Source organism: Roseobacter sp. FCG-D35 (assembly GCF_033436665.1).
In the GTDB taxonomy this organism is placed as follows: Bacteria; Pseudomonadota; Alphaproteobacteria; order Rhodobacterales; family Rhodobacteraceae; genus JAWQFO01.
Window position 1 is genome coordinate 820101 of the sequence record NZ_JAWQFO010000002.1, and the last position, 23337, is coordinate 843437.

Genomic DNA, 23337 nt, shown 5'->3' on the forward strand with positions numbered 1-23337 from the left:
GTCAGGGATCAGCGTTCGGAAAGAACAGCTGCTGCCCGTCCACGCGGTAGGCGGCGATGGCCTGCTGACCCTCCGGCGCCAGTATCCAGTCGACGAAGGTCCAAGCCAGGTCCGCCTTCACCGAGGGATGGGTGTCGGGGTTCACCGCGATGATGCCGTACTGGTTAAAAAGCCTTTCGTCCCCTTGTACCGCGATCGCGTAGTCACCCTTGTTGCCGAAGGCGATCCAGGTCGCCCGGTCCGTCATCACATAGGCGCCCAGACCGATCCCGGTGTTGAGCGTGGCCCCCATGCCGGACCCGGTTTCGCGGTACCAGTCGCCGGACGCTGACGTCGGGTCCGTGCCGGCCGCTGCCCAGAGCGCAAGCTCGGCCTTGTGCGTGCCGCTGTCGTCGCCGCGCGACGCGAAAAGCGCACCGGCCGTGGCGATGCGGCGCAAGGCGTCCACGGCATCCTGCGTGCCGGCGATGCCGGCCGGATCGTCCGGCGGTCCGACGATGACGAAATCGTTGTACATCACGTCATGGCGCGCGAGCCCATGACCCTCTGACACGAAGCGTTTCTCCGCCGCAGTCGCATGCACGAAAAGCACGTCGCCGTCGCCGTTGGCCGCGTTCCGGATCGCCTGTCCGGTCCCGACGGCGACGACGCGCACCTCGATGCCGCTGGTTTTGCGGAACAATGGCAGCAGGTGGTCGAAAAGTCCGGAGTTCTGCGTCGAGGTGGTCGATTGCACGACGATGAAACGCTCCTCGGCCGAGGTCGTTCCGGCGGAAAACGTTGCGATAAGCAGGGCAAGAGAAAAGGTCGCGAGGGCGCGCATCATCACGGGAGTGGTCCTTATCTGTCCGAGTCTTATGGGGTGTCGTTGATGTAGATCCTGCCCTCCACCCAGGCCCGTGCGGCCTCGGATCGCGGATGGTCGAGCACTTGCTGCGCCGGTCCGCTTTCGGCCACGCGCCCGGCGTGCAGGAAGACGATGTCCTGTCCCAGGCGACGCGCCTGGCCGATGTCGTGGCTGACCATGACGATCGTCACGCCCTCGGCGCTGGCCTGACGGATCAGGGTTTCGATGGCCTGGGTCGAGGCCGGATCGAGGCTGGCCGTCGGCTCGTCGAGAAAGAGCAGCTCGGGACCGCAGGCAAGGGCGCGGGCCAGCGCGAGGCGCTGCTGCTCTCCGCCCGACAGCACCCGCGCGGGCGCCCGGGCCAGGTCGCGCAACTGGGCGCGGTCGAGCGCGATCTCCGCGCGCCGGGTGCATTCCGCACCGCGGATGCCGCGGGCGGCAAGCGCGAAACGCAAATTGCCGATGATCGACCGGCGCAGCATCACCGGACGCTGGAACACCATGGCTTGCGCGTGCCGCGCGCGCCGGTCCAGCGGTCGGCCCTGCCACAGGACCGCACCGCCACTGGGCCGGATCAATCCGTGCAGCAACCTCAAGGTCAAACTCTTGCCCGCGCCATTGGCGCCCATGAGCATGGTGCGCCGGCCGCGCCGGATCTCGATGTCGAGCCTATCGATAAGGCGGCGTCCGCCGGCCCCGTACCAGAGGCCACGCGCCTCCAGCATGACCTCGCCGGTGCCATGTGCGGCGTCGAAATCGAAGGGCAGGTCACGCATAGGCGGTCCTCGCCGTTGTCGCGCGCACGGCCATGACCAGCGCGTTGACGGTGAAGGCGATGCCCAGAAGCACGATGCCGAGCGCAAGTGCCAGTTCGAGGTTCCCGCGCGAGGTCTCGAGCGCGATCGTCGTGGTCATGACCCGGGTCACGTGGTTGATGTTGCCGCCGACGATGATCACGGCGCCGACCTCGGCCACGGCGCGCCCGAAGCCCGCGAGGGCCACGGTCAGCAAGCTGTAACGCGCGTCCCAGAGCAGGGCGCCGAGCCGTTGGATGGGGCCGACGCCCAGCGATGCGAACTGCTCGGCGTATTCACGGTGCAGGTCCTCGACCACTTGCCGCGTCAGCGCGGCGACGATCGGCGTAACGAGGATCGTCTGCGCGATGATCATTGCCGTGGGCGTGTAGAGCAGCCCTAGGATGCCCAGCGGGCCGGAGGCCGACAGCAGCATGTAAACCAACAGGCCGACTACGACCGGAGGCAGGCCCATCAGGGCATTGAGCAGAACGGACAGCAGCGTGCGACCCGGAAACCGGAACGCGCCGACGGCGGCCCCAAGCGGCAGGCCCATCAGGCAGGCCAGAAACACGGCCGTCAGGGTCACGCGCAGCGACAGCGCGATGATCTCGGCAAGGTCCGGGTCGCCGGACAGGATCAGCGTCGCGGATGCGCCGAGCGTCGACCAGACACCGTCATTCACTGCATGCGTTCCTCCTGTCGGGAAAAATTGCACCAAAACGCGTAAGAATCCACATCAATCTGAAATAAGCGGTAACCGTCAGGCCGCCGGGCTTGCAGCGGCGATCCGGCCCTTGCATCACTCAGGCGAATAGACGGGGAGATCGAAGATGCCAACAGACCGCGACCGCGACGCGCTCCGCCCGGGCGAGGTGGCGGTCGATGCCGGTGCGCCCGGCGATGCACGGCTGCGGTTCATCGGGCGCATCCACACGCCGTGGGCCACGCGCGACGACTGCCCGCGGCAGGGCCGGATGGACGGCCCCGAATGCCGGGTGGAGGTTTTTGCACCGTGGGACGCGGCGCTCAAAGGGCTGGAGGCCTACGAGACCGTCGAACTGCTTTACTGGCTCGATCGCGGACGGCGCGATCTTGTGCTGCAAAGCCCCAAAAGCGACGGTGTCACGACAGGTACCTTCGCCCTGCGCTCGCCGGTGCGGCCGAACCCGATCGGAACCTCGCTGGTGCGGCTCGTGAAGGTTTCGGGGTCGAACCTGATCGTCCGCGGGCTCGACTGCCTGGACGGTACGCCTCTGGTCGACATCAAGCCCGACCGCTGCGAGTTTACCCCAAAGGCCCCGCCCAAGGGGTGACCGGGCACCTCAGGACAGCAGCTCTCCAAGCTTGTGCAGCAACTGTCGTTCGCGGAAGGGCTTGCGGATCATTTCGCGATGCGCGTGGCTCGGCGGCAGGTGCTCGGCGCTGTAGCCGGTCAGAAAGAAGAACGGAACCGACAGTTCGCTGAGTCTGTCTGCAATGTCGTCGCTGCGCTCCTGCGCGAGATTGAGATCCAAGATCGCCGCGTCGATCGAACCGCCGTCGATCAGTTTCATCGCCGATGCCACGTTTGCCGCGGGGCCGACGACTTCATATCCGGCCTGTTCGAGAATGGCTTCTATGTCCAGAGCGAGCAACGCCTCGTCATCAACAACCAGTACCTTCGACGCCATGCGTGCCCCTGTATCTTCTTTTCTGCCACGGGGCTTCGCGCCGGTACCGCAGGCTTCGGACTTGCGACATCTGTAAAGACCCCTTGGGCGGAACGACGCATGTCGACATCCGGTTCCCCCGCGCGTTGGAATTTTTCTTGGGTTGCCGTGAGTCCGCCCGGAGTCATGCAGCATCGAGCAGGACCAGGTCAGGGGTCCGGAGGGGCGTCTGCCGGCATCTGCGCCCGGACCGCTTCGGCGGAGGTCCGAACGCAGTCCGCGATCTGGCGCAGGCGCGCGGCCAGCGGGCTTTGCGTGCGCCAGACCATCCCGATGGTGCGCGCGGGCTTGGGCGCGCGGAACCGGGCCACCGACACGTCAGCCGATTTCAGCTCGACCCCAAGCGCCATCTCGGGAATCAGAGTGACGCCGATCCCGGCACCGACCATCTGCACCAGCGTCGACAGCGAGCTGCCGTCCATGAGTTCGCGCGATGTCGATTGCAGGTTGCAGAACGCCAGCGCCTGGTCGCGGAAGCAATGCCCCTCCTCGAGCAGCAGCAGACGCATCTCGCGCAGGCGCTCGCGATCCGGGACCGGCTTGCCCGCATCCTCTCCGGGGCGCACGAGGACGAATTCCTCCGAGAACAGCGCGACCTCGGTAAAGGCCGGCTCGGACAGGGGCAGGGCGACGATCGCGGTGTCGAGCCGGCCTTCTTCAAGCTCTTGCATCAGCTTCGGCGTGACGGTCTCGCGGACGTGCACATCGAGGCCCGGGTAAAGACGTGCCAGATCGCCGACGATACGGGGCAGCAGGTAGGGCGCGACCGTCGGAATGATGCCGATTCGCAGCGGGCCGGCCAGACCGTCCCGAGCGGCGCGTGCGAGATCGCCGAGATCGTCGACCGAACGCAGGATGTCGCGCACACGCCCGGACAGCATCTCGCCGAAGCTGGTCAGCCGGACCTGCCGCGCCGAACGTTCGAAAAGCCGGGTGCCGAGCACCTCCTCGAGATCGCGGATCTGCACCGACAGCGCCGGTTGCGAAATCGCGCAGGTCTCCGCCGCCCGCCCGAAATGCCCATATCGCGCCAGCGCCTGAAAGTATCGAAGCTGTTTCAGGGTGATGTTTGCCATAGGCTCAGATTATGGCCTTCATCAGAAAATCCAACTTATATTAATCGCCAGACCTTGCTAGAACATCTGCGGTGACCCGCGGCGGCCACCGGACGGGTGCGCTTGACAACGCGCCCGGGCAGACCGCCGGCACCATTTACGATCGGGAGTTGCGAGTCTCGGGGCAGGACACTGCGCCGGGCTCGCCGTCCCGGCCAATCCTTGACGGCCCCGTCCCGGGGCCGCTGTCCACCCAGAAGCCAGATCGGAGAGCAACATGGACGGAGCCGAACTCAGAGACATCAGCAAGTGCCCGGTGATGCACACGTTCGGTGTGCGGTCGAACCGGGACTGGTGGCCGAACCAGCTCAATCTCAGCATCCTGCATCAGAACACGGCGCTGTCGAGCCCGATGCCGGGGTCCTTCGACTACGCCAAGGCCTTCGAGGCGCTCGACCTCGACGCGCTCAAGGCAGACCTGACCGCGCTTATGACCGACAGCCAGGAGTGGTGGCCTGCGGACTTCGGCCATTACGGCCCGCTCTTCATCCGAATGGCCTGGCATTCGGCCGGCACCTACCGCACCGGCGACGGGCGTGGCGGGGCCTCCTCGGGTACCCAGCGTTTCGCGCCGCTCAATTCGTGGCCGGACAATGCCAACCTCGACAAGGCCCGGCGCCTGTTGTGGCCGATTAAGAAGAAATACGGCAACGCGATCTCCTGGGCCGATCTGATGATCCTCGCCGGCAACGTCGCGCTGGAATCGATGGGCTTCAAGACCTTCGGCTTCGGCGGCGGACGCGAGGATGTCTTCGAGCCCGAACAGGACATCTACTGGGGCAAGGAAGACGAGTGGCTGGCCCAGAGCGACAACCCCAAGAGCCGCTATTCCGGGGATCGCGACCTCGAAAACCCGCTTGCGGCCGTGCAGATGGGCCTGATCTACGTCAATCCCGAGGGTCCGGACGGCAATCCCGATCCGCTGGCCGCGGCCAGGGACATCCGCGAGACCTTCGGGCGCATGGCGATGAACGACGAGGAAACCGTCGCCCTGATCGCCGGTGGACATACCTTCGGAAAGACCCACGGCGCGGGTGACGCGGCACTTGTGGGCGTCGAGCCGGAAGCGGCCGGAATGGCCGAGCAGGGTTTCGGCTGGATCGGCGGGCATGGCACCGGCTGTGCCGCGGACACGATCACCTCGGGATTGGAGGTCACCTGGACCGAGACCCCGACGCAGTGGTCGATGAACTTCTTCGACAACCTCTTCGGCTACGAGTGGGAACTGACCAAGAGCCCCGCGGGCGCGCACCAGTGGCAACCCAAAGGCGGCGCGGGCGAGGGCAAGGCGCCTGCGGCCCATGGCAGCGGCAAGGTGCCGGTCAACATGCTGACCACCGACCTGTCGCTGCGTATGGACCCCGAGTACGAGCGGATCTCGCGGCGTTTCCACGAGAACCCCGACGAGTTCGCCGACGCTTTCGCACGGGCGTGGTTCAAGCTGACGCACCGCGACATGGGACCGAAGGTGCGCTATCTCGGAAGCGAGGTGCCGGCGGAAGACCTGATCTGGCAGGACCCGGTTCCTGCGCCCGAGGGCGCGATACTGAGCGACGCCGACATCGCAGCGCTGAAGGAGAAGATCCTCGGTTCGGGCCTGTCGGTGGGCGAGCTTGTCTCGACCGCCTGGGCCTCGGCCTCGACGTTCCGCAACTCCGACAAGCGAGGCGGCGCCAACGGTGCGCGGATTCGGCTTGCGCCGCAGAAGGACTGGGAAGTCAACGAGCCAGCCAAACTCGCCAAGGTGCTCGAGGTACTCGAAGGCATCAAGTCGGACTTCGACGGCGCGGGCAAGTCGGTGTCGATGGCCGACCTGATCGTGCTGGGCGGCACTGTGGCGGTCGAGAAGGCGGCCAAGGACGCCGGTCACGACATCTCGGTCGACTTCGCCCCCGGTCGCGGCGACGCCACGCAGGAGCAGACCGATGTCGAGTCCTTCGCGCCGCTGGAGCCTGTCGTCGACGGCTTCCGGAATTACGAGAAGCAGCAGTATTCGGCCCCAGCCGAGGAATTCCTCGTCGACCGGGCGCAACTGCTGGGCCTCTCGGCGCCGGAGATGACGGTTCTGGTGGGCGGTCTGCGCGTGCTCGGCGCCAACCACGGCGGGTCGCAGGACGGTGTCTTCACCGACCGGCCGGGTCAGCTGACCAACGATTTCTTCGTCACCCTGCTCGACATGGGCGTGAAGTGGACGGCGAAGTCCGAGGACGAGACCGCCTTCGAAGCCAAGGACCGCACGACGGGTGAGGTGGCCTACACCGGCACCCGCGCCGACCTGATTTTCGGGTCGAACTCGCAGCTGCGGGCTATTTCGGAGGTCTATGGTCAGGACGATGCCGGCGCGGCCTTCGTGCGCGACTTCGCGGCGGCCTGGACCAAGGTGATGAACGCGGACCGGTTCGACCTCGTCTGACCTCGGCGCAATCCGATAGCGGCGCGGCCGGTTCCCGGCCGCGCCATTTTCTTTGTCGGGTGGGGGCGCTGCCCCCGGTCGCCCGTGCGGGCGACGCTCCCCCGGGATATTTCCGGAACCAGAGAGGGGCCTGGATCAGTCCGATGCCGGGGGCGGGGTCAGGTCCATGGGCTGGCCGGTGAGGTCCGAGAGGGCACGCAGCAGCGATTCTGCCCCGGGATTGGCCGCCAGCGCCTCCTCGATGAGGGCGGTCGCGGCATCGCGCCGTCCTTCGGCATCCGCGATGCGCGCAAGCATCATCCAGGCCGGAACCTGCTGGGGATCCAGCGTGACCGCTTCGCGGAAGGCGGCGCTGGCCATGGGCAGGTTGCGCATGGTCAGCGCAAGCCCGGCGAGGCGCATCTGGATCTCGGGGAAATCGGCCTGGTTGGCGAGGCTTTCGCGCCATTCGGCCATTGCGGCGTCGAGATCACGCTGCATGGCGTCGGGCAGGTAGGCGACCGGCGCGCCGAGCATCTGGCGCGCGGCGGTCATCCGTACGGCGCGGCTGGGATCGTCGAGCATCGGCACCACCCGGGTCACGCGCTGCTGCGCGCCGGCAATGCGCTGCAGGCTCGCGGCGGCGTCGCGGACCAGCGGATCCTCGTCCGACAGCAGCACCTCGGCCGCGTCGGCCGCCGCGGCGTCGCCGCCCTGCTCCAGCAGCCAGAGTGCGGTAGCGCGCACGATGCCCGGCGCATCGGTGTCGGCAGAAAGTGCGGCCAGGTCGGTTCCGGCGGCGTCGGGATTGATCCGGCCATGGGCCAGCGTTTCGCCGTAATGCGACGTGCGTTTGGCGGCGTCGGGATACCAGTCGGCGATGCGCGCGGCAGCCCAGGCTGGGTCGCGGTCCTCGTGGCAGTCGGTGCAGGCATCGGGCGCCCCGGTCTGCAGCGCGAGGTCGGGACGCGGGATGCGGAAGCTGTGATCGCGCCGGCCGTCGATGCCCATGTAGACACGCTCGATCATGTGGCAGCTCTTGCATTCTGCGCCGGGCGTGCCTTCGGGGTGGTGGTGGTGCGCGGGCGTGTCGTATTGGGCCATCGGCAGGCTCGGGAAGTCTGGGTTGCCGGCCGGCGAATGGCATTGGGTGCAGACCGCGTTCCCTTCGGCCACGAGCCGGGTGGAATGCGCGTCGTGGCAGTTGGTGCAACCGACACCCATCGCGTACATCTTCGATTGCAGGAACGAGCCGTAGACGTAGACTTCTTCGAGGATCTGACCGTCGGAGTGATAGAGACCGGGTCGCAGCAGCGAAAGGCCGTAGGCGTCGTGGTAGGGCGTGCCGGGCAGCGGGTTGCCGTTCCCGAAGGCCTCGCGGCGCGAATGGCAGCCGGCGCATTGCTGGATCGTGCTCTCGGTGCTGTCGAAATCGGCGCTGAACCCGTAGCTGTCGAGGCCTGCGCCCGAGACCGGAGCGCGCGTTTCGGCCCAGTCGAGATGCGCCTGCCCGGGACCGTGGCAGGATTCGCAGCCGACGCCGATCTCGGCCTGGGTCGAGCTGTAGCTGCGCGTGGTGGCGTCGTAGTTCTTCTCGAAACCGGTGGCGTGGCATTCGGCGCAGCGCGCGTTCCAGTTCTTGTAGGGTCCGGTCCAGTGCAGCCCGTCGGAGGGCGGCAGGGGCGTGTCGGGGTAGAGGTGGTACCATTCGCGCCGCCCGACATCCCAGACCACGTCGAAGCTTTGCAGGCGGCCGTCACCCGTCTCGAGCAGGTACTGCTGAAGCGGTCGGATGCCGGCGACCGAATGTACGCGGTATTCCTGCCGGCTGCCGTCGGCCTCGGTCACGTCGACGAAGTAGTCGCCATCGCGGATGCTGAAATCGACGATAATGCCGGTGCCCTCGAAGCGTGTGCCGTCGAAATCGGCAACAACCGTGTCGGGTCCGGGCAGCGTCCAGGCAAGGTGATGGTCAGAGCCGCGCCAGGCTTCCGCGGCGCTTTCGTGGCAGTCGATGCAGGTCTCGGATCCGACATAGGCCGGGTGATCCGACGGGGTCTGGGCAACGGCGGAGTATGCCAGCCAGACAAGCGCCAGACACGTTTGCAGAGCCCTCGATCTCTTCGTTCTCACCCAACGTCCTCCCGGCCTCTGCACCGGTTCAGAGAGGATCATTTGGCGCGGGAGTTCAAGTCACGTTCGGGACAGATCGGGAGGCGTGCGCGAACCCGCACGAAGTCCGCCGGTCAACGTATTGAAAGGCATGAAAAAGCCGGGGAGACGGACCTCCCCGGCGGCACTGCGTCGCAGCGCGGTTACTTCTGGAGTTCGGTCCAGATCGCCGCGTAGTATTCCTGCGCCTTGGGCGAGCAGGTCGGCAGGAAGTGGCCCGCGCTCTTGAGGTCTTCCGGCACCACGATCTCGGGCGCATCCTTCATGTCCTCGGGCATGAAGGCATCCGAGCCGCTGATGCCGTTGGCGTAACGCGCGAAGGCCGAGACGAGGGCCGCGTTCTCGGGCTCCATGATGAAGTTCATGAACTGGTAGGCCTCGTCGACGTTCTGCGCGTCCGAGAGCAGCGCGACCGAGTCCATCCAGAAGACGAAGCCTTCCTTCGGATACCCGTACTTCACTTTCTCGTTCTGCAGCCGGGCGCGGAAGATCGCGCCGTTCCAGTAGACCGAGGCCATGACGTCGTTGGCGGCCATCTTCTCGGTCATGCCGTAGTCCATCGACAGCCACTTGGGCTTGGCCTCCAGCAGCTTGTCGCGGGCTTTCTTGAGGACCTCGGTGTCCTCGGTGCAGGGCTCGCCGCCGACATACATCAGCGTCAGTGAGATCACGTCATTCATCTCGGGCGTCACGTTGACCTTGCCGACGAGTTCCTCGGGCGGATCGAGGAAGATGGCCGAAGTGTTGATGTCGCCGTCATAGGCGTCGACGTTCACCGCCACGCCGGTCGAACCCCACTGCCACGGCACGGTATGGGAGCGGCCCGGATCCCACGGCACGTCGCGCCATTCGGGGGCGATGTTGGCGTGGTTGGGCAGCTTCGACAGGTCGAGCTCCTGGATCAGGCCTTTCTCGCGCCAGATCGGCACGTAGTTGGCCGAAGGCACAACGAGGTCGAAGCCCGCGCCGCCGGCCTCGACCTTCGCCAGTGCCGTGTCGTTGGAATCGTAGTCCGTGATGGTGACCTTGATCCCGGTCTCTTCCTCGAATTTCGCGATCAGTTCGGGGTTGGTGTAGTCACCCCAGTTGAAGAGCTGCAATTCGCCCTCTGCGCTGGCGAGGCTGGTGCCCGCCATCAGCAGGGCGACAGCCGATACGATGTTTCTCATGGTACTCTCCTTGTTGGTCTTCGGTTTGTTATCAGGTGCGTTTGCGCGTCAGCAGGAAGAACCCGGTCAACAGCGCGACGGTGAGCAGCAGCAGCAGGGTCGAGATTGCGTTGACCTCGGCCGAGACCGATCGGCGGATCTGCGCGAGCATGTAGGTGGGCAGCGTATCCTGCCCGGCGGATTTGACAAAGAGCGTGATGATGACGTCATCGAGCGAGGTCACGAAGGCGAGCATGAAGCCGGCCAGCGCCCCGGGCATCAACAGGGGCAGGGTGATGTGCCGGAAGGTCTGCCAGGGCGAGGCGTAAAGGTCCGAGGCAGCGGTCTCGAGCGTGAGATCCATGCCTTCGAGCCGCGCGCGGATCGGCAGGTAGGCAAAGGGGACGCAGAAGGCGGCGTGGGCGGCGATCAGGTAGCCAAGACCCTGGTAGCCGGTGGCGACCTTGATCGAGGCGAAGAAGATCAGCAAGGCGACAGCGGTGACGATCTCGGGCACCATGAGCGGCTGGTTGATCATCAGGTAGACGAAGGTCTGGCCCTTGCTGCGCTTGCGCCGGGTGGTGCCGAGTGCTGCGAGCACCGCGACGCTGGTCGCGATGGTGGCCGCAGCGGTGGCGACGGTCAGCGACCGCATGGTGACTTCCTTGACCTGCTCGTTGTTCCAGGCCTTCGGGTACCATTGGAAGGAAAACCCTTCCCAGACCGCGATAGAAGTTCCGGAGTTGAACGAGAAGACCACCAGCATCGCGATCGGCAGGTAGAGCAGCACGAACACGATCACGGCGATCGTGGCGAAGCCGGGGATGCGCGAGACGGCGAAGCTGCGATCAGCCATGGGTGTTCGTCTCCCGGTTGGCGACGCGGACATAGAAGACGAGTGCGATGGCGACGATCACCAGAAGCGTGACCGAGAGCGCGGCGCCCAGCGGCCAGTTGCGGCCCTGACCGAACTGCAGCTCGATGAAGTTGCCGATCATCATGTTACGCCCGCCGCCCAGGATGCGCGGGGTCACGTAGGCCCCAAGCGAGGGAATGAAGACCAGGATCGAGCCCGCGATGATGCCGGGCTTGACCACCGGCACGACGATGCGCCGCAGCACCTGCCAGCGCGAGGCGTAAAGGTCGTATCCTGCCTCGAGCAGCTTCATGTCGAAGCGGTCGATGGCGGCAAAGAGCGGCAGCACCATCAGGGGCAGGTAGACGTAGGTCATGCCGATGAAGACGGCGAGGTCCGAGTAGATGATCAGGAGCGGCGTGTCGATCACGCCGAGCCAGAGCAGGAAGGTGTTGAGGATGCCTTCGTTGCGGATGATCTGGTTGATCGCGAAGGTCCGGATCAGCAGATTGGTCCAGAACGGGATGGTGATCAGGAAGAGCCACGCGGCGCGTGCGCGGGGCGGGCGGGTCGCGATGAACCAGGCCGTCGGGAAACCCACGATGAAGGTGAAGAGCGTGGTCAGCAGCGACAGCTTCACCGAGCGCCAAAAGATCGACAGGTGCGCGTCGGCCAGCTGATAGGTTCCGTCGAAGATGTCGCGCGAATAGAGCGTGCCGATCCAGGCGTCGAGCGAGAATTCCCAGATCACGTTGCCGTACTGGCCCGGGGTCAGGAACGAGTAGACCACGATGATCAGCAGCGGGCCCGAGGCGGCCACGATCAACAGGATCAGGGCCGGCAGCGACAAGAGCCAGGCATTTCGGCGGTCGCGCCGTGCGGCCGCGGCCTCGTTGGTGCCCGCGACGCTCATTCGCGCAGGACCTGCACCGCGCCGGGCTCGAAGCGCAGGCCGATCTCGGAGCCCGCACTCAGGCCCACGTCGCCCGAGGGTGGGCTTTGCAGGCGCGCGACGACCTCGGTGCCATCCTTGAGGCGGGCATGGCAATGGGTGTCGGTGCCGAAATAGACCGTGTCCGAGATCGTCGCGGGCAGGCTGCCGGTCTCGCCGGCCGGGCTCAGCCGCACCTGTTCGGGACGCACGGCCAGCGTGACCTTGCCGGTCATGTCGCCGACCTCCGCCGGGACGGTATCGCCCGAGGACAGCCGCACCGCGCCGCCCGTGACCGCGCCGTCGAGGAAATTAGTTTCGCCGATGAAGTCGGCCACGAAGCGGTTGACGGGGTGGTTGTAGATCTCGCGCGGGGCGCCGACCTGCAGGATGTTGCCTGCCGACATCACCGCGATCCGGTCCGACATGGTCAACGCCTCTTCCTGGTCGTGGGTGACGAAGATGAAGGTGATGCCGGTCTCGGTCTGCAGGCGCTTGAGTTCACGCTGCATTTCCTTGCGCAGCTTCAGGTCCAGAGCGGACAGCGGCTCGTCGAGCAGCAGCACCTGCGGCTCGGGCGCCAGCGCCCGGGCCAGTGCCACGCGCTGCTGCTGGCCGCCGGACAGCTGGGTCGGCTTGCGGTCCGAGAAGCGTTCGAGCTGCACCAGCGCCAGCATCTTCTCGACCGCCTGCGCGACGTCCTTGCGCGACCGGCCCAGCATCTGGAGCCCGAAGGCGATGTTGTCGGCCACCGACATGTGCGGGAAAAGCGCGTAGCTCTGGAAGACGGTGTTCACGGGCCGCTTGTTCGGTGGATCGAAGGTGATGTCGCGCCCGTCGAGCAGGATGCGTCCGTCGGTCGGCGTCTCGAAGCCCGCGACAATGCGCAAGAGTGTGGTCTTGCCGCAGCCCGACGGGCCCAGCAGCGTGAAGAACTCGCCTTTGTTGATCTTGACCGAGACGTCGTCGAGGGCGCGGACGGCCTGCGCTCCGACGCCATAATCCTTGCGGGCCGACTGTGCTTCCACCGCTGCGGTCGTGGACAATGTGCGAACTCCCCCGTGTCTTTTTTTTCCTAGACACAAGCCGATTGATCCGGCTCTGGCAAGGGTGCGCGAAGATTTCTTTGCGCGATCTCTCGACGCGTGTGTCGATGGATGAAATTGTGTCCCGAAAGGTGCCGCAGCGTCATGCTTCGCGGCCGCGACCAAGGGGAACGTGTGGATGGCCGCATCGCTGCATCTCGGGCTCTGGCAATCCGCCGGAACACCGGGCGACATAACCGCGAACTTGGCCGAGGTGCGGCGCGCGGCAGACGAGGCGGCGTCGGCGGGGGTCGAGCTTCTGGTGCTGCCGGAGTGCTTTCTGACGGGATACTTCACCGACGGAGATGTTGCGGAAACAGCGCAACGGGTCGGGCGGCAGGTTCACGAGGATCTGGCGTCCGTCGCGGCCTCCACCGGGGTCGCGCTGGTCGTCGGAAGCTACGAAAGCGACGGCGCGCACGTGTACAACAGCGCGTTCGTGATCTTGCCGGACACCGGTCTGGCCGGAACCTACCGCAAGCGTGCGCTCTTCGGCACCTGGGAGCGCGCGGTCTTTACGCCGGGCCGCGCGCCGTTCCTGTTCGACTACAAGGGCGTCCGGATCGGCCTGAACATCTGCTACGACATCGAGTTTCCCGAGCGCGTCCGCGAACTGGCGCTTGGCGGCGCGGATGTGGTGCTGTGTCCGACGGCGGTGATGGCGCCCTACGACATGGTGCCACGGCACATCGTGCCGGCGCGCGCCTTCGAGAACCATCTTTTCGTAGCCTATGCGAACCGGATCGGGGTTGAAGGCCCTTATGCATTCATTGGCCAGAGCCGGATCGCCGACCCGCTCGGTCGGGTGTCCGCCGCCGCTGGCGCAGAGCCGGCGCTGGTGCACGCGGTGCTCGACATGGCGCTGAGAGATACAGCGCGCGCGGACTACGACTACTTATCCGACCTCGCGCATCAGGAATGACGGCGTCGGACTGTCGTAGGGCAGGTCACGACGGGGCGCGGATCAGGTCTGCGACTGCGCCGTGCGCTTCTTGAGCTTGCCGGAGGACTTCCGCGGGAGGGTGAAATCGAGGCGTCCGGTGCGACCGGGTTTTCTTCGATCATGAAATGCGAGGCCAATCAGCCCGCCGACGAATAGCAGAAAGACAATGTATTCCATTATGAAACTTCTTTTCCTTGAAAGAAAACCAGACCATGAAAAATGGCTACTCGAAACAAGGTTAAGGCTAGGTTAACTGCCGCCTGGGGTCAATTTACGAAATCCGTATCTTCATGTTTCCGTTCGGGAAACCACGCGAATTGCCAGAAATGAGAATTCGACCTCTGCGGGATGAATCCCGGAAAACGACTGCAATGCAGGCAAACCGCGCCCCGGCGGCCCTAAACTTCAAGTAGTGACTTCGCCCAGCGGGAACCTGCCAATCTCGAGGAATTTTCCATTCGGCGCCTCGCCAAGCAGGCTCAAGGCATCGACCGCAAGCGGTTTGTAGAGCGAATCCGGCATGAGATCGCGCAACGCGGTTAGGATGTTTTCGGCGGTCGCGGAATCGATTCGCCCACTCAGGGTCAGGTGGAACGCGAAGTCGTCGAGCACGAAGGGATACCCCCAGTCCGACAGGAATTGCCGTTGTCGCGGGGACAGTCGCCCGGTTTGCCTGCGCGCGAGATCTTCCGCGTCCAGCGGCGCGCGCAACGGGTCAAGATCGCACACGACCCGCGCGGCGAGTTGGCCCAGCGGCGTGTCGGGGGCCGATCCGCCCGCCGGGCGCAGGGCCAAGAACCCGTGCCGGTAGGTTGGCGCGACATCCTCCAGAAGGACCGGAGCCAGCTCTCCCGCGAGATGCTGCACGGCCCGGCAGAGGTCGATCTCGGACACGCCTTCGGAGGGTCGGAACGGCGCCTTGAGCGTGGCGTGGAACCCGTATCTGCGCGGGGTGTGGGTCAGTTCTTCCAGGTCCAGACCCGGATAGGCGGGGTGCCGGGCGGGGCAGGCGTGGCGGGCATCCCATCCCAACCATGCCGCGCCGAAATCGGCGAGCGGGCCGGGCGGTGGCGTGAAGAAGACGGCATAACGCTGGTACATGGGCGGCCCCGAATGCGGAAACTCGGCCCCCCACTAGTCCCGGCGTGCGCGCTAAACAAGCACCGAAGGGGCGCCCGCGCTCAGACCGAAACGCGCGAGAGCAGGTCGGCCTTGGCGACCGACTCCTTGCCTTGCGTGAAGGCGACCGCGCCGCGGTTCAGGACATAGAAGTGATCGGCGAGGTCGTAGGCGAAGTCGAAATACTGCTCGACCAGCACGATCGCCATGTCGCCACGCTCGCGCAGCCGCGCGATGACCCGCCCGATCTGCTGGATCACGTTGGGCTGGATGCCCTCGGTCGGCTCGTCGAGCAGCAGCACGCGCGGGCCGGTGACCAGCGCGCGGCCGATGGCCAGCTGCTGCTGCTGGCCGCCCGAAAGATCGCCGCCGCGCCGGTGGCGCATCTCGGCAAGCACAGGGAAGAGTCCGAAGATCTCGTCGGGAACCGTGCGCCGATCGCCATCGAGGCAGGCGAACCCGGTTTCGAGATTCTCCATCACGGTGAGCATCGGAAAGATCTCGCGGCCCTGCGGCACGTAGGCGATGCCGGCGCGGGCGGCGGCGAAGGCCGAGGGGTGGCCAAGATCGCGACCATCGAGGCTGATCCTGCCCTCGGCGAAGGGGTGACGCCCGGCAATGGCCCGCATCAGGCTGGTCTTGCCGACACCGTTGGTGCCCATGACGGCGGTGATACGTCCGGTCGCGGCGACAAGGTCGATGCCGTTCAGGATCTGGCTCTGGCCGTATTTCAGGGTCAGCCCTTGGGTCTTCAGCATGTCAGCGTCCCAGGTAGACGTCGATGACGTCGCGGTTCTTGGTCACGTGGTCGAGGCTGCCCTCGGCCAGCACCGACCCTTCGTGCAGCACGGTGACCTTGCAATCGAGCCGGCGCACGAACTCCATGTCATGCTCGACCACCACGACGGCACGGGTTTTCGCGGCGCGGCGCAACAGGTCGGTCGTGTGCTCACGTTCAACCGGGGTCATGCCGGCGGCGGGTTCATCGACCAGCAGCAGGCGCGGTTCCTGTGCCAGCAGCATGCCGATCTCAAGCCATTGCTTCTGGCCGTGGCTGAGCTCTCCCGACGGCCGGTCGAGCTGGTCGTCCAGACCGATCTCCTCGGCGATCTCGATCATGCGCCCGCGGGCATCGTTGCCGCGTCGGAACAGGACGGCGAAGGGGGTACGGGGATTGCGCAGCGCCATGGTCAGGTTCTCGGCCACGGTCTGGGCCTCGAAGACCGTGGGTTTCTGGAACTTGCGGCCGATGCCGGCCTGCGCGATGGCGCTCTCGCTCATGCCCAGCAGCGAGACGGATTTTTCGCCCCACAGCACGTGGCCGCTGTCGGGACGCGTCTTGCCGGTCACGATATCCATGAAGGTGGTCTTTCCGGCCCCGTTCGGGCCGATCACCGCGCGCAGCTCGGGATCGGCGATCTGGAAGGACAGGTTGTTGATGGCGCGGAAGCCGTCGAAGCTGACCGAGACGCCCGAGACCTCGAGAAGCGTGCTCATGTCGGTTTGCCCTCTTCCTGGCGCCAGCTTCCCTTGTCTGGGCCGTAGTCTCCCTGCCGCGCGTCATAGCCGCGGCGCGGGATCAGGTCGAAGAGGCCGCCGATCCCCTTGGGGAAAAAGAGGGTGACGGCGACGAAGGTGAGGCCCAGCAGGACCAGCCACCAGTCGGTCCAGCGGATCGTGTAGAAGCCGAGGTCGATATCGGGCGCGGCACCGCCGGTGAACCATGACGACAGCAGCGACACCAGCGCCGCGCCGATCACGGCGCCATAAAGCCGTCCGCGGCCGCCGATGGCGACCCAGACCGCGAGGTAGATTGAGGCGATGGGCGCGATCTCGGCCGGATTGATGATGCCGGCCTGCGGGTAATAGAGCGCGCCCGCGATGCCGGCGACCACGGCTGTGATTGTGAAGACGAAGAGCTTGTAGTGCTCGACGTGGTAGCCGAGGAAACGCACGCGCGCCTCGTTGTCGCGGATCGCGCGGATCACCGAACCCATCTTGCCCGAGACGATCCAGGCGAAAAAGACGTAGCCCGCGCCGAGCGCCAGCGCCGAAGCCCAGAAGAACCACAGCGACAGTGTCGCCTGACCGACGTGGTCGAGGCCGGGAATGTTCTGCAGCCCTGAGAGGCCGTTGTTGCCGCGTAGCCCGCTGTCGTTCTGGAAGAGATAGAGCGAAAGCGCGAGCGTCATCGCCTGGGTCAGGATCGACAGGTAGACCCCCGTGACCCGGCTGCGGAAGGCCAGCCAGCCAAAGACGAAGGCGAGCAGGCCAGGGACCAGAACAGCCGCGAGAAGTTGCAGGGCGAGGCTGTCGGCGACAGCCCAGAGCGCGGGAAACTCGGACGATCCCACGACGCCGAAGATTTGCGTGCCGATGGCGGCCTCGATCTCTTGCGGCGTCGCGGGCAGAGGCTGGGCGGCGAGCGAGGTGGCGACGATCTGCTCGGTTCGCGCGTACATCAGCCACATGCCGATGGCGTAGCCGCCAATGCCGAAGAAGGCGAAGTGCCCCAGGCTCAGGATGCCGCAGTAGCCCCAGACGACGTCCATCGCCACGGCAACAAGGCAAAGGCAGAGCGTTTTGCCGAGGGTCTTGAGGAACGAGGTCGAGACCAGTCCGAGCCCAAGGCTCTGGCTCAGCACGGTCACGGTGAGGGTGAAGAGCGCCAGCGCAAGCAGGAACCACAGGACGGATGGATTGCGCGCGATGAAACTGCCGGTCACGTCGGTGTCTCCCCGGACCCGGAATTTTCGAAGATTCCGGGCCGCATTTTTGCAAAAATGCGGGTCTGGTTGCGAGGCATGCGTCAGTCCCCCGCCGCGCGACCCTTGAGGGCGACGATGCCCTTGGGCCGGAACTGGATGAAGAGGATCACGAAGAGGATCATGTAGGTCTGCGCCGCCAGCGTGTTGGACGGGTTGAACCACTCGATGCCCTTCTGGGTAAAGCCGATCAGCGACGCGCCTGCGAGCGTGCCCCAGACGTTGCCGACGCCGCCCACGACCACGGTCATGAAGCTTTGCACGATATAATCGCCGCCCATCTCGGAGGTGACCTTGGCGTAAAGCCCGATGGCCACGCCGGCGATGCCCGCGATGCCCGAGCCGAGCCCGAAGGTCAGCATGTTGATCCGGTCGGGATTGATGCCCATCGAGGCCGCCATGCCGGGGTTCTGGGTCACGGCGCGGACCTCGAGACCAAGCCTTGTGCGGCGCAGGATGAACAGGATCAGCCCCAGGAAGATCAGCGCCAGGAAAAAGATCGCGATACGAATGTAGCTGATCGAGACCACATCGTTGAGCACCCAGGCGCCGTCGAGCCAGCCGGGTGATGTCAGAGGCCGCGCCTGGGTTCCGAAGACGTTCTTGGCCAGCTGCTGCAGGGCGATCGAGATACCGAAGGTCGCAAGCAGTGTTTCGAGCGGGCGATGGTAGAGCCAGCGGATCACCAGCCGTTCCAGGGCCACGCCGGCCCCGAAGGTCACCGCGAAGGCGACCGGCAGGGCGACGATGATCGAGATGGTGTAGTCCGGGATGATCTGCTGGATCACGTAACCGGTGTAAGCACCCATCATGATGAACTCGCCGTGGGCCATATTGATCACCCCCATGACACCGAAGGTGATGGCAAGACCGATTGCGGCGAGAAAGTAGATCGACGCCAGCGACAGCGCGTCGAGCGAGATGTCGGCGAACTGGTTGAAGGCGAGGCGGGTCGAGATCTCGCGCATCGAGGCGCGCGCGGCGTCCGTCACGGCGGCGTCCGCCTCGTCGTAGGCGACGTAGAAAGTGTGTGCCTCGGCGGCGGCCGCGCGGTCCTCTTCGGGCACGAAGGGATCGGCATTGCCGGCCTCCGCCAGGCGCGCGTAGGCCCCGGCGCGCCCCTCTTCGGTATCGAGCGTGGCGACGTCGATCCCCGCGATCCGACCTGCGTCGATGTTGGCGACCAGCGCTGCGTCGCGCGCGTCACGGGTAATCGTGGTTGGTGCAAGATCGGCGTCGACGAGGCGCTGGTAGGCGTCTTCGACGCTGATGTCGGTGCCGGGGTCGAGCGTGCTGGCGAGGTTGGTGTCGGCGGGAACCTCGCGAGCCACCGCTTCGCGGGTGCTCAGGATCTGGTTCAGCACCGCGCGGGCCTCGACGCTGAGATTGCCCGACAGGCTTTCGATCGCCGCGATGCGCGCCTGCGGGTCGGGATCGAAGCGCGCGGTAAGCTGGCGTTCGAGGTCGGTCTTGCGCGCCAGCAACGCCGGGTCGCTTTCCACCGTGATCGAGGCGCGCAACGGTTCAAGCTGGTCGGGTTCGGGGCGGCGGGCCAGCGACTCGACCGCATCGCGACGTCGCGCGGTGTCGGGATCGGAAAGCAGGAACTGGACGAGCGCCGTGCCGATCACGCGCCGCACGCCCGCGTTGGGCCGGATTTCGGTATAGCCGGCCTTGGGTTCCGAGCCGAGGTCGTCGCCGGTGTCGACATCGCGCAGAGCGACGTCGTCGCCCGACGCGGCGGCGTAGAAGAACAGCCCGTCCGCATCGCGCTGCCAGACGCCCTTGTCGCGCCAGGCCACGAGGAAATCGGGTACGCCAGGCAGGCCAGATGCGGCGAGATCCGCAATCACCGCGTCGACCGTGCTGCGCGAGGGCTTGGCAATAGCGGCGGCATTGTCCTGCAGTACGTCCTGCAGGCTTTGAGCGGCGGCCCCGAAGGCAAGCCAGCAGGCCGCCAGGGTCGTCAGGACGGTTCGCAACATCCGGGTCAGGTCTTTCTCTGGGGCCGGGAGAGAAGGGGGCGCGGACGCCCCCTTCGTGCCGGGATGGGCCCGGTCAGTAGTTCGAGGTCAGCTGCACACAGACCTTGGTGTCCATGTTGTACATCCCGCAGCCGAGATCCTTCCAATCGGAGGTCAGAACCTTGCTTTCCGGCAGGAAGTCGGTCCAGGCATCGCCCGGCACCGGGTCGGTCTGGCTGATGATGTCGAACTGGCCATCGGCCTGGATCTCGCCGATCAGCACCGGCTTGGACAGGTGATGGTTCGGCAGCATCTCCGCCGTGCCGCCCGTCAGGTTCGGGAAGGTCTGGCCGTACATGGCGTCACGCACCGCGTCGACCTCGGTGGTTCCGGCCTGCTCGACGGCCTGTGCCCACATGTTGAAGCCGATGTAATGGGCTTCCATCGGGTCGTTGGTCACCCGCGCCTCGTCGCCGATGAAGGCGTGCCACTTCTCGATGAAAGCGGCGTTTTCCGGCGTGTCGGCGGACATGAAGTAGTTCCAGGCCGCGAGATGGCCGACGAGGTTCGATGTGTCGAGGCCCGAAAGCTCTTCTTCCCCGACCGAAAATGCCACGACCGGCAGATCCTCGGCATTCACGCCCGCGGCGGCGAGTTCCTTGTAAAAGCCGATGTTGGCATCGCCATTGATCGTCGAGATCACGCCCACCGGTTTGCCGTCCGCGCCGAGACCCACGACGTCCGAGACGATCGTGGCCCAGTCGGAATGTCCGAAGGGCGTGTAGTTGACGAAGATGTCCTCTTTCGCGATGCCCTTTTCCTGCAGGTAGGATTCAAGGATGTTGTTGGTCGTGCGCGGATAGACGTAATCGGTGCCGAGCAGCGCGAATTTCTCGATGCCCAGTTCCTCGAGGAAATAGTCCACTGCCGGGATCGCCTGCTGGTTCGGCGCGGCTCCGGTATAGAACACGTTCTTCGAGCTTTCCTCGCCCTCGTATTGCACGGGGTAGAACAGCAGCCCGTTCAGTTCCTCGATCACCGGCAGCACCGACTTGCGGCTGACGCTCGTCCAGTTGCCGAAGATCACGTCGACGTTCTGCACGGTCAGCAGTTCGCGCGCCTTCTCGGCGAAGAGCGGCCAGTCCGAGGCCGGGTCGACCACGACGGCTTCGAGTTCGCAGCCGAGCAGCCCGCCCTTGGCGTTCTGGTCCTCCACCAGCATCAGCATGGTGTCCTTCAGCGTCGTCTCGGAAATGGCCATCGTGCCGGACAGCGAGTGCAGGACACCGACCTTGATCGGGCAATCCTGCGCGGCAGCGGCGCCGGCAGACAGAAGCAGGCCGAGCGCGGTGGCTCCGGCGAGGCGATTGATGTTGGATTTCACGTTTCGGTCCCCAATGTTGGACTGCCGGCGGCCGGGCGGGCGGGGTTTCGAGTGTCCCCGGCCTGTGATAGCCTGATCGCCGCAACAGCAATGTTGCCGCCGCGCGGGGTGTGTCATCCGCCAAGATTTCCGCCCCGCGTGGCATCCCTTGCGTCTTTCGGTGCCGTGTGGCCCCGCGACGCAGCGCCACCATCCAACCGCTTCGCCAGACTGGGAACGAATTGCACTTCGTGATGCGTTGGACCGGCGGTAATCGCCCAAAAGTTGTGCGACACTTGTCGTCTTGCATGATTTTTGGGCTTGTTCCGCATGGTACTGCGCTCCGCTTCCGGGCCACCGACATGCCTGCGGGATGCGGTCCGGCAAGCATTAAGCGGGAATTCACCTCTGCGGGTCATATCGTGGGGACCGGCGGCAGCGACACCCGCGCGGCACGCATTCGATCCTGGACCCCAACTTGGCACACAGCCGCGAAACTAATGCATCCCCGCGACTGCCGCACCGCAAGACGGTGCTGATCGTCGACGACTCCCGGACCGCACGCGCCTGGTTGCGCGGCGTTCTTTCCGGTGACGACCGGCTCGAGGTCGTGGCCGAGGCCGGCGACGCGATCGAGGCGCGCGACTTTCTGAGGCAGACGTCTGTCGATGTCCTGACGCTGGACATCGAGATGCCCGGAATGAGCGGTCTGGACTTCCTGTCCCGGCTCATGGGCGCCCGGCCGATGCCGGTCGTCATGATGTCGAGCCTGACCGCCGCCGGCAGCGAGGCGGCGATCCAGGCGCTGTCGCGCGGTGCGGTGGACTGCATGGTCAAGCCGACATCGGGCTGTCCCGAGGTGGTCGTCCGCGACATCCGTGATCGCGTCCATCAGGCGGCCTGCACCCGGCCCGAGAACCTGCGCGTTTCGTCCCAGCCCGCCCGGTCCGGCCCGGTGACGGCGCCGCGCGACCGGGCGCCGCATCCCTGCCTGCGCGGGGACATCGTGCTGATCGGTGCTTCGACCGGAGGCGTCGCGGCGCTTGAAACGGTGCTGCCCGCGCTCGATTGCGACGGCCCCCCGGTGGTCGTTGTGCAGCACATGCCCCACAATTTCCTCGTCAGTTTCTGCGACCGGCTCGACCGCTGTCTCAACCGCCCCGTCATGCTGGCCGCCGAAGGGCTGACGCTCGCGCGCGGCGATATCGTGCTGGCTCCGGGCGGTGATCGCCATACCACGCTGGTCCGGCAGGGCGGAGCCTGGCACTGCCGGCTGGTTCCGAACCTGCCACGCCATCTGCATTGCCCGGCCGTCGACGTCCTGTTCGCCTCTGCGGAATCCGAGGCGCGGCATGTTTCCGCGGCGCTTCTGACCGGTCTGGGCAAGGACGGCGCGGACGGTCTGTTGCGGCTTTCCCGGAACGGGGCCACGACCTTCGGTCAGGACGCGGCGACCTGCGTGGTTTACGGCATGCCGCGCGCCGCCGCGAAACTGGGTGCGGTCCAACATGAACTGCCGCTCGACCGGATCGGCGCGGCGCTGAACGCAAGCCGGCAGCCGCGCGAGCGTGGAGCCGGCCGCCGAATGTGCGCCCGATGACCGCGCGCCGCATCCATATCACCCAGGGCGAGCGTGCCGCCTGCGACCGCCCCGACACGGTCATCACGACGATACTCGGCTCCTGCGTCTCTTGCTGCCTGTGGGATCCCGTTGCGGGCGTCGGCGGGATGAACCACATGCTTCTGACCGTCAGCACCTCCGGCGCCGGCATGTGCAACCTCGCCGGTCTCAACGCGATGGAGTTGCTGATCAACGATATCCTCAAGCTCGGTGCGCGGCGCGAACGGTTGCACGCCAAGGCTTTCGGCGGGGCCTGCATGGTCTCGGGCCTGAGCGAGATCGGGCGCAACAACAGCGCCTTCACCCTCGATTTTCTTTCCAAGGAGGGGATCGTCTGCGACGGCCATTCGCTTGGCGGTGCGACCTCGCGCCATGTCCAGTTCTGGCCCGCCACCGGCCGGGTCAGGATGAAGGCCAGCCGCGAGGCGCCGCGGGAGGTTCCGGCCGAGATCCAGGCGCGCGCCACCGTCGGCAACGGACTGGAACTTTTCTGACTGTGAGACTGTGGAA

General features: G+C 65.9%; 21 protein-coding genes. 5 read left to right on the forward strand and 16 right to left on the reverse strand.

Annotation, left to right across the window (positions count from 1 at the left end; genetic code table 11):
- Nucleotide 1: 1 nt before the first annotated feature.
- The 3 genes from R5H30_RS08130 to R5H30_RS08140 are packed head-to-tail and all read right to left on the reverse strand — an operon-like array spanning nucleotide 2 to nucleotide 2326.
- Nucleotides 2-823 carry an ABC transporter substrate-binding protein gene (locus tag R5H30_RS08130; RefSeq protein WP_412105121.1) on the reverse strand — a complete coding sequence of 274 codons (822 nt, stop codon included), beginning with the start codon at nucleotides 821-823 and terminating at the stop codon, nucleotides 2-4.
- A gap of 32 nt (nucleotides 824-855) precedes the next feature.
- A complete protein-coding gene (locus R5H30_RS08135) occupies nucleotides 856-1623 on the reverse strand; it encodes an ATP-binding cassette domain-containing protein (protein WP_318327670.1) in 768 nt (255 codons plus the stop codon).
- Nucleotides 1616-2326, reverse strand: coding sequence for an ABC transporter permease (locus R5H30_RS08140; RefSeq protein WP_318327671.1), 711 nt, complete (start codon nucleotides 2324-2326; stop codon nucleotides 1616-1618). Before R5H30_RS08140 ends, R5H30_RS08135 begins: the two co-directional genes overlap by 8 nt.
- A 148-nt stretch (nucleotides 2327-2474) precedes the next feature.
- Here R5H30_RS08140 and tsaA point away from each other — a divergent pair, with 148 nt between their 5' ends.
- Complete coding sequence (tsaA, locus tag R5H30_RS08145) at nucleotides 2475-2957, forward strand: tRNA (N6-threonylcarbamoyladenosine(37)-N6)-methyltransferase TrmO (RefSeq protein ID WP_318327673.1); 483 nt, start codon at nucleotides 2475-2477, stop codon at nucleotides 2955-2957.
- A gap of 9 nt (nucleotides 2958-2966) precedes the next feature.
- Here tsaA and R5H30_RS08150 read toward each other — a convergent pair whose 3' ends face one another.
- Both R5H30_RS08150 and R5H30_RS08155 read right to left on the reverse strand, forming a co-directional pair.
- Nucleotides 2967-3314 (reverse strand): response regulator, encoded by a 348-nt coding sequence (locus R5H30_RS08150; RefSeq protein ID WP_318327674.1) that lies wholly within the window; start codon nucleotides 3312-3314, stop codon nucleotides 2967-2969.
- Nucleotides 3315-3502: 188 nt separating this feature from the next.
- A complete protein-coding gene (locus tag R5H30_RS08155; protein ID WP_318327675.1) occupies nucleotides 3503-4429 on the reverse strand; it encodes a LysR substrate-binding domain-containing protein in 927 nt (308 codons plus the stop codon).
- Nucleotides 4430-4685: 256 nt separating this feature from the next.
- Between R5H30_RS08155 and katG the strand changes: the two genes are divergently transcribed.
- Nucleotides 4686-6881, forward strand: coding sequence for a catalase/peroxidase HPI (gene katG, locus R5H30_RS08160; protein ID WP_318327676.1), 2196 nt, complete (start codon nucleotides 4686-4688; stop codon nucleotides 6879-6881).
- 135 nt (nucleotides 6882-7016) lie between these two features.
- Here the strand turns inward: katG and R5H30_RS08165 are convergent, their stop codons facing one another.
- The 5 genes from R5H30_RS08165 to R5H30_RS08185 form a co-directional block, all read right to left on the reverse strand.
- Nucleotides 7017-8993, reverse strand: a complete 1977-nt coding sequence (locus tag R5H30_RS08165; RefSeq protein WP_318327678.1) for a multiheme c-type cytochrome — start codon at nucleotides 8991-8993, stop codon at nucleotides 7017-7019.
- 182 nt (nucleotides 8994-9175) lie between these two features.
- Entirely contained in the window at nucleotides 9176-10201 is a 1026-nt protein-coding gene (locus R5H30_RS08170) for an extracellular solute-binding protein (RefSeq protein ID WP_318327679.1), read from the reverse strand.
- Between the two features lie 31 nt (nucleotides 10202-10232).
- Entirely contained in the window at nucleotides 10233-11036 is an 804-nt protein-coding gene (locus R5H30_RS08175; RefSeq protein ID WP_318327680.1) for an ABC transporter permease, read from the reverse strand.
- The gene (locus tag R5H30_RS08180; RefSeq protein WP_318327682.1) at nucleotides 11029-11949 is read right to left on the reverse strand and encodes an ABC transporter permease; all 921 of its coding nucleotides are present in this window, start codon (nucleotides 11947-11949) and stop codon (nucleotides 11029-11031) included. Before R5H30_RS08180 ends, R5H30_RS08175 begins: the two co-directional genes overlap by 8 nt.
- Entirely contained in the window at nucleotides 11946-13013 is a 1068-nt protein-coding gene (locus R5H30_RS08185) for an ABC transporter ATP-binding protein (protein WP_318327683.1), read from the reverse strand. Before R5H30_RS08185 ends, R5H30_RS08180 begins: the two co-directional genes overlap by 4 nt.
- 178 nt (nucleotides 13014-13191) lie before the next feature.
- Between R5H30_RS08185 and R5H30_RS08190 the strand changes: the two genes are divergently transcribed.
- Nucleotides 13192-13974 (forward strand): carbon-nitrogen hydrolase family protein, encoded by a 783-nt coding sequence (locus tag R5H30_RS08190; protein WP_318327684.1) that lies wholly within the window; start codon nucleotides 13192-13194, stop codon nucleotides 13972-13974.
- A 426-nt stretch (nucleotides 13975-14400) separates the two neighbouring features.
- On the opposite strand, the gene R5H30_RS08195 is transcribed toward R5H30_RS08190, so the two are convergent.
- From R5H30_RS08195 to urtA, 6 genes are all read right to left on the reverse strand, one after another.
- Complete coding sequence (locus R5H30_RS08195) at nucleotides 14401-15096, reverse strand: DUF1045 domain-containing protein (RefSeq protein WP_318327685.1); 696 nt, start codon at nucleotides 15094-15096, stop codon at nucleotides 14401-14403.
- Between the two features lie 80 nt (nucleotides 15097-15176).
- Entirely contained in the window at nucleotides 15177-15872 is a 696-nt protein-coding gene (gene urtE / locus R5H30_RS08200) for an urea ABC transporter ATP-binding subunit UrtE (protein ID WP_318327686.1), read from the reverse strand.
- Nucleotide 15873: 1 nt separating this feature from the next.
- Nucleotides 15874-16611: an urea ABC transporter ATP-binding protein UrtD gene (gene urtD, locus R5H30_RS08205; protein WP_318327687.1), complete on the reverse strand. Its 738-nt coding sequence runs from the start codon at nucleotides 16609-16611 to the stop codon at nucleotides 15874-15876.
- Nucleotides 16608-17840, reverse strand: a complete 1233-nt coding sequence (gene urtC / locus R5H30_RS08210) for an urea ABC transporter permease subunit UrtC (RefSeq protein WP_318327688.1) — start codon at nucleotides 17838-17840, stop codon at nucleotides 16608-16610. Before urtC ends, urtD begins: the two co-directional genes overlap by 4 nt.
- 83 nt (nucleotides 17841-17923) lie before the next feature.
- On the reverse strand, nucleotides 17924-19864 hold the full coding sequence (gene urtB, locus R5H30_RS08215; RefSeq protein WP_318327689.1) for an urea ABC transporter permease subunit UrtB: 1941 nt from the start codon (nucleotides 19862-19864) through the stop codon (nucleotides 17924-17926).
- A 73-nt stretch (nucleotides 19865-19937) separates the two neighbouring features.
- Entirely contained in the window at nucleotides 19938-21215 is a 1278-nt protein-coding gene (urtA, locus tag R5H30_RS08220; protein ID WP_318327746.1) for an urea ABC transporter substrate-binding protein, read from the reverse strand.
- A gap of 469 nt (nucleotides 21216-21684) precedes the next feature.
- Here urtA and cheB point away from each other — a divergent pair, with 469 nt between their 5' ends.
- Nucleotides 21685-22806, forward strand: a complete 1122-nt coding sequence (gene cheB / locus R5H30_RS08225) for a chemotaxis-specific protein-glutamate methyltransferase CheB (protein WP_318327690.1) — start codon at nucleotides 21685-21687, stop codon at nucleotides 22804-22806.
- Nucleotides 22803-23321, forward strand: a complete 519-nt coding sequence (locus R5H30_RS08230) for a chemotaxis protein CheD (RefSeq protein WP_318327691.1) — start codon at nucleotides 22803-22805, stop codon at nucleotides 23319-23321. The genes cheB and R5H30_RS08230 overlap by 4 nt, the downstream gene beginning before the upstream one ends.
- The last annotated feature ends 16 nt before the right edge of the window (nucleotides 23322-23337 follow it).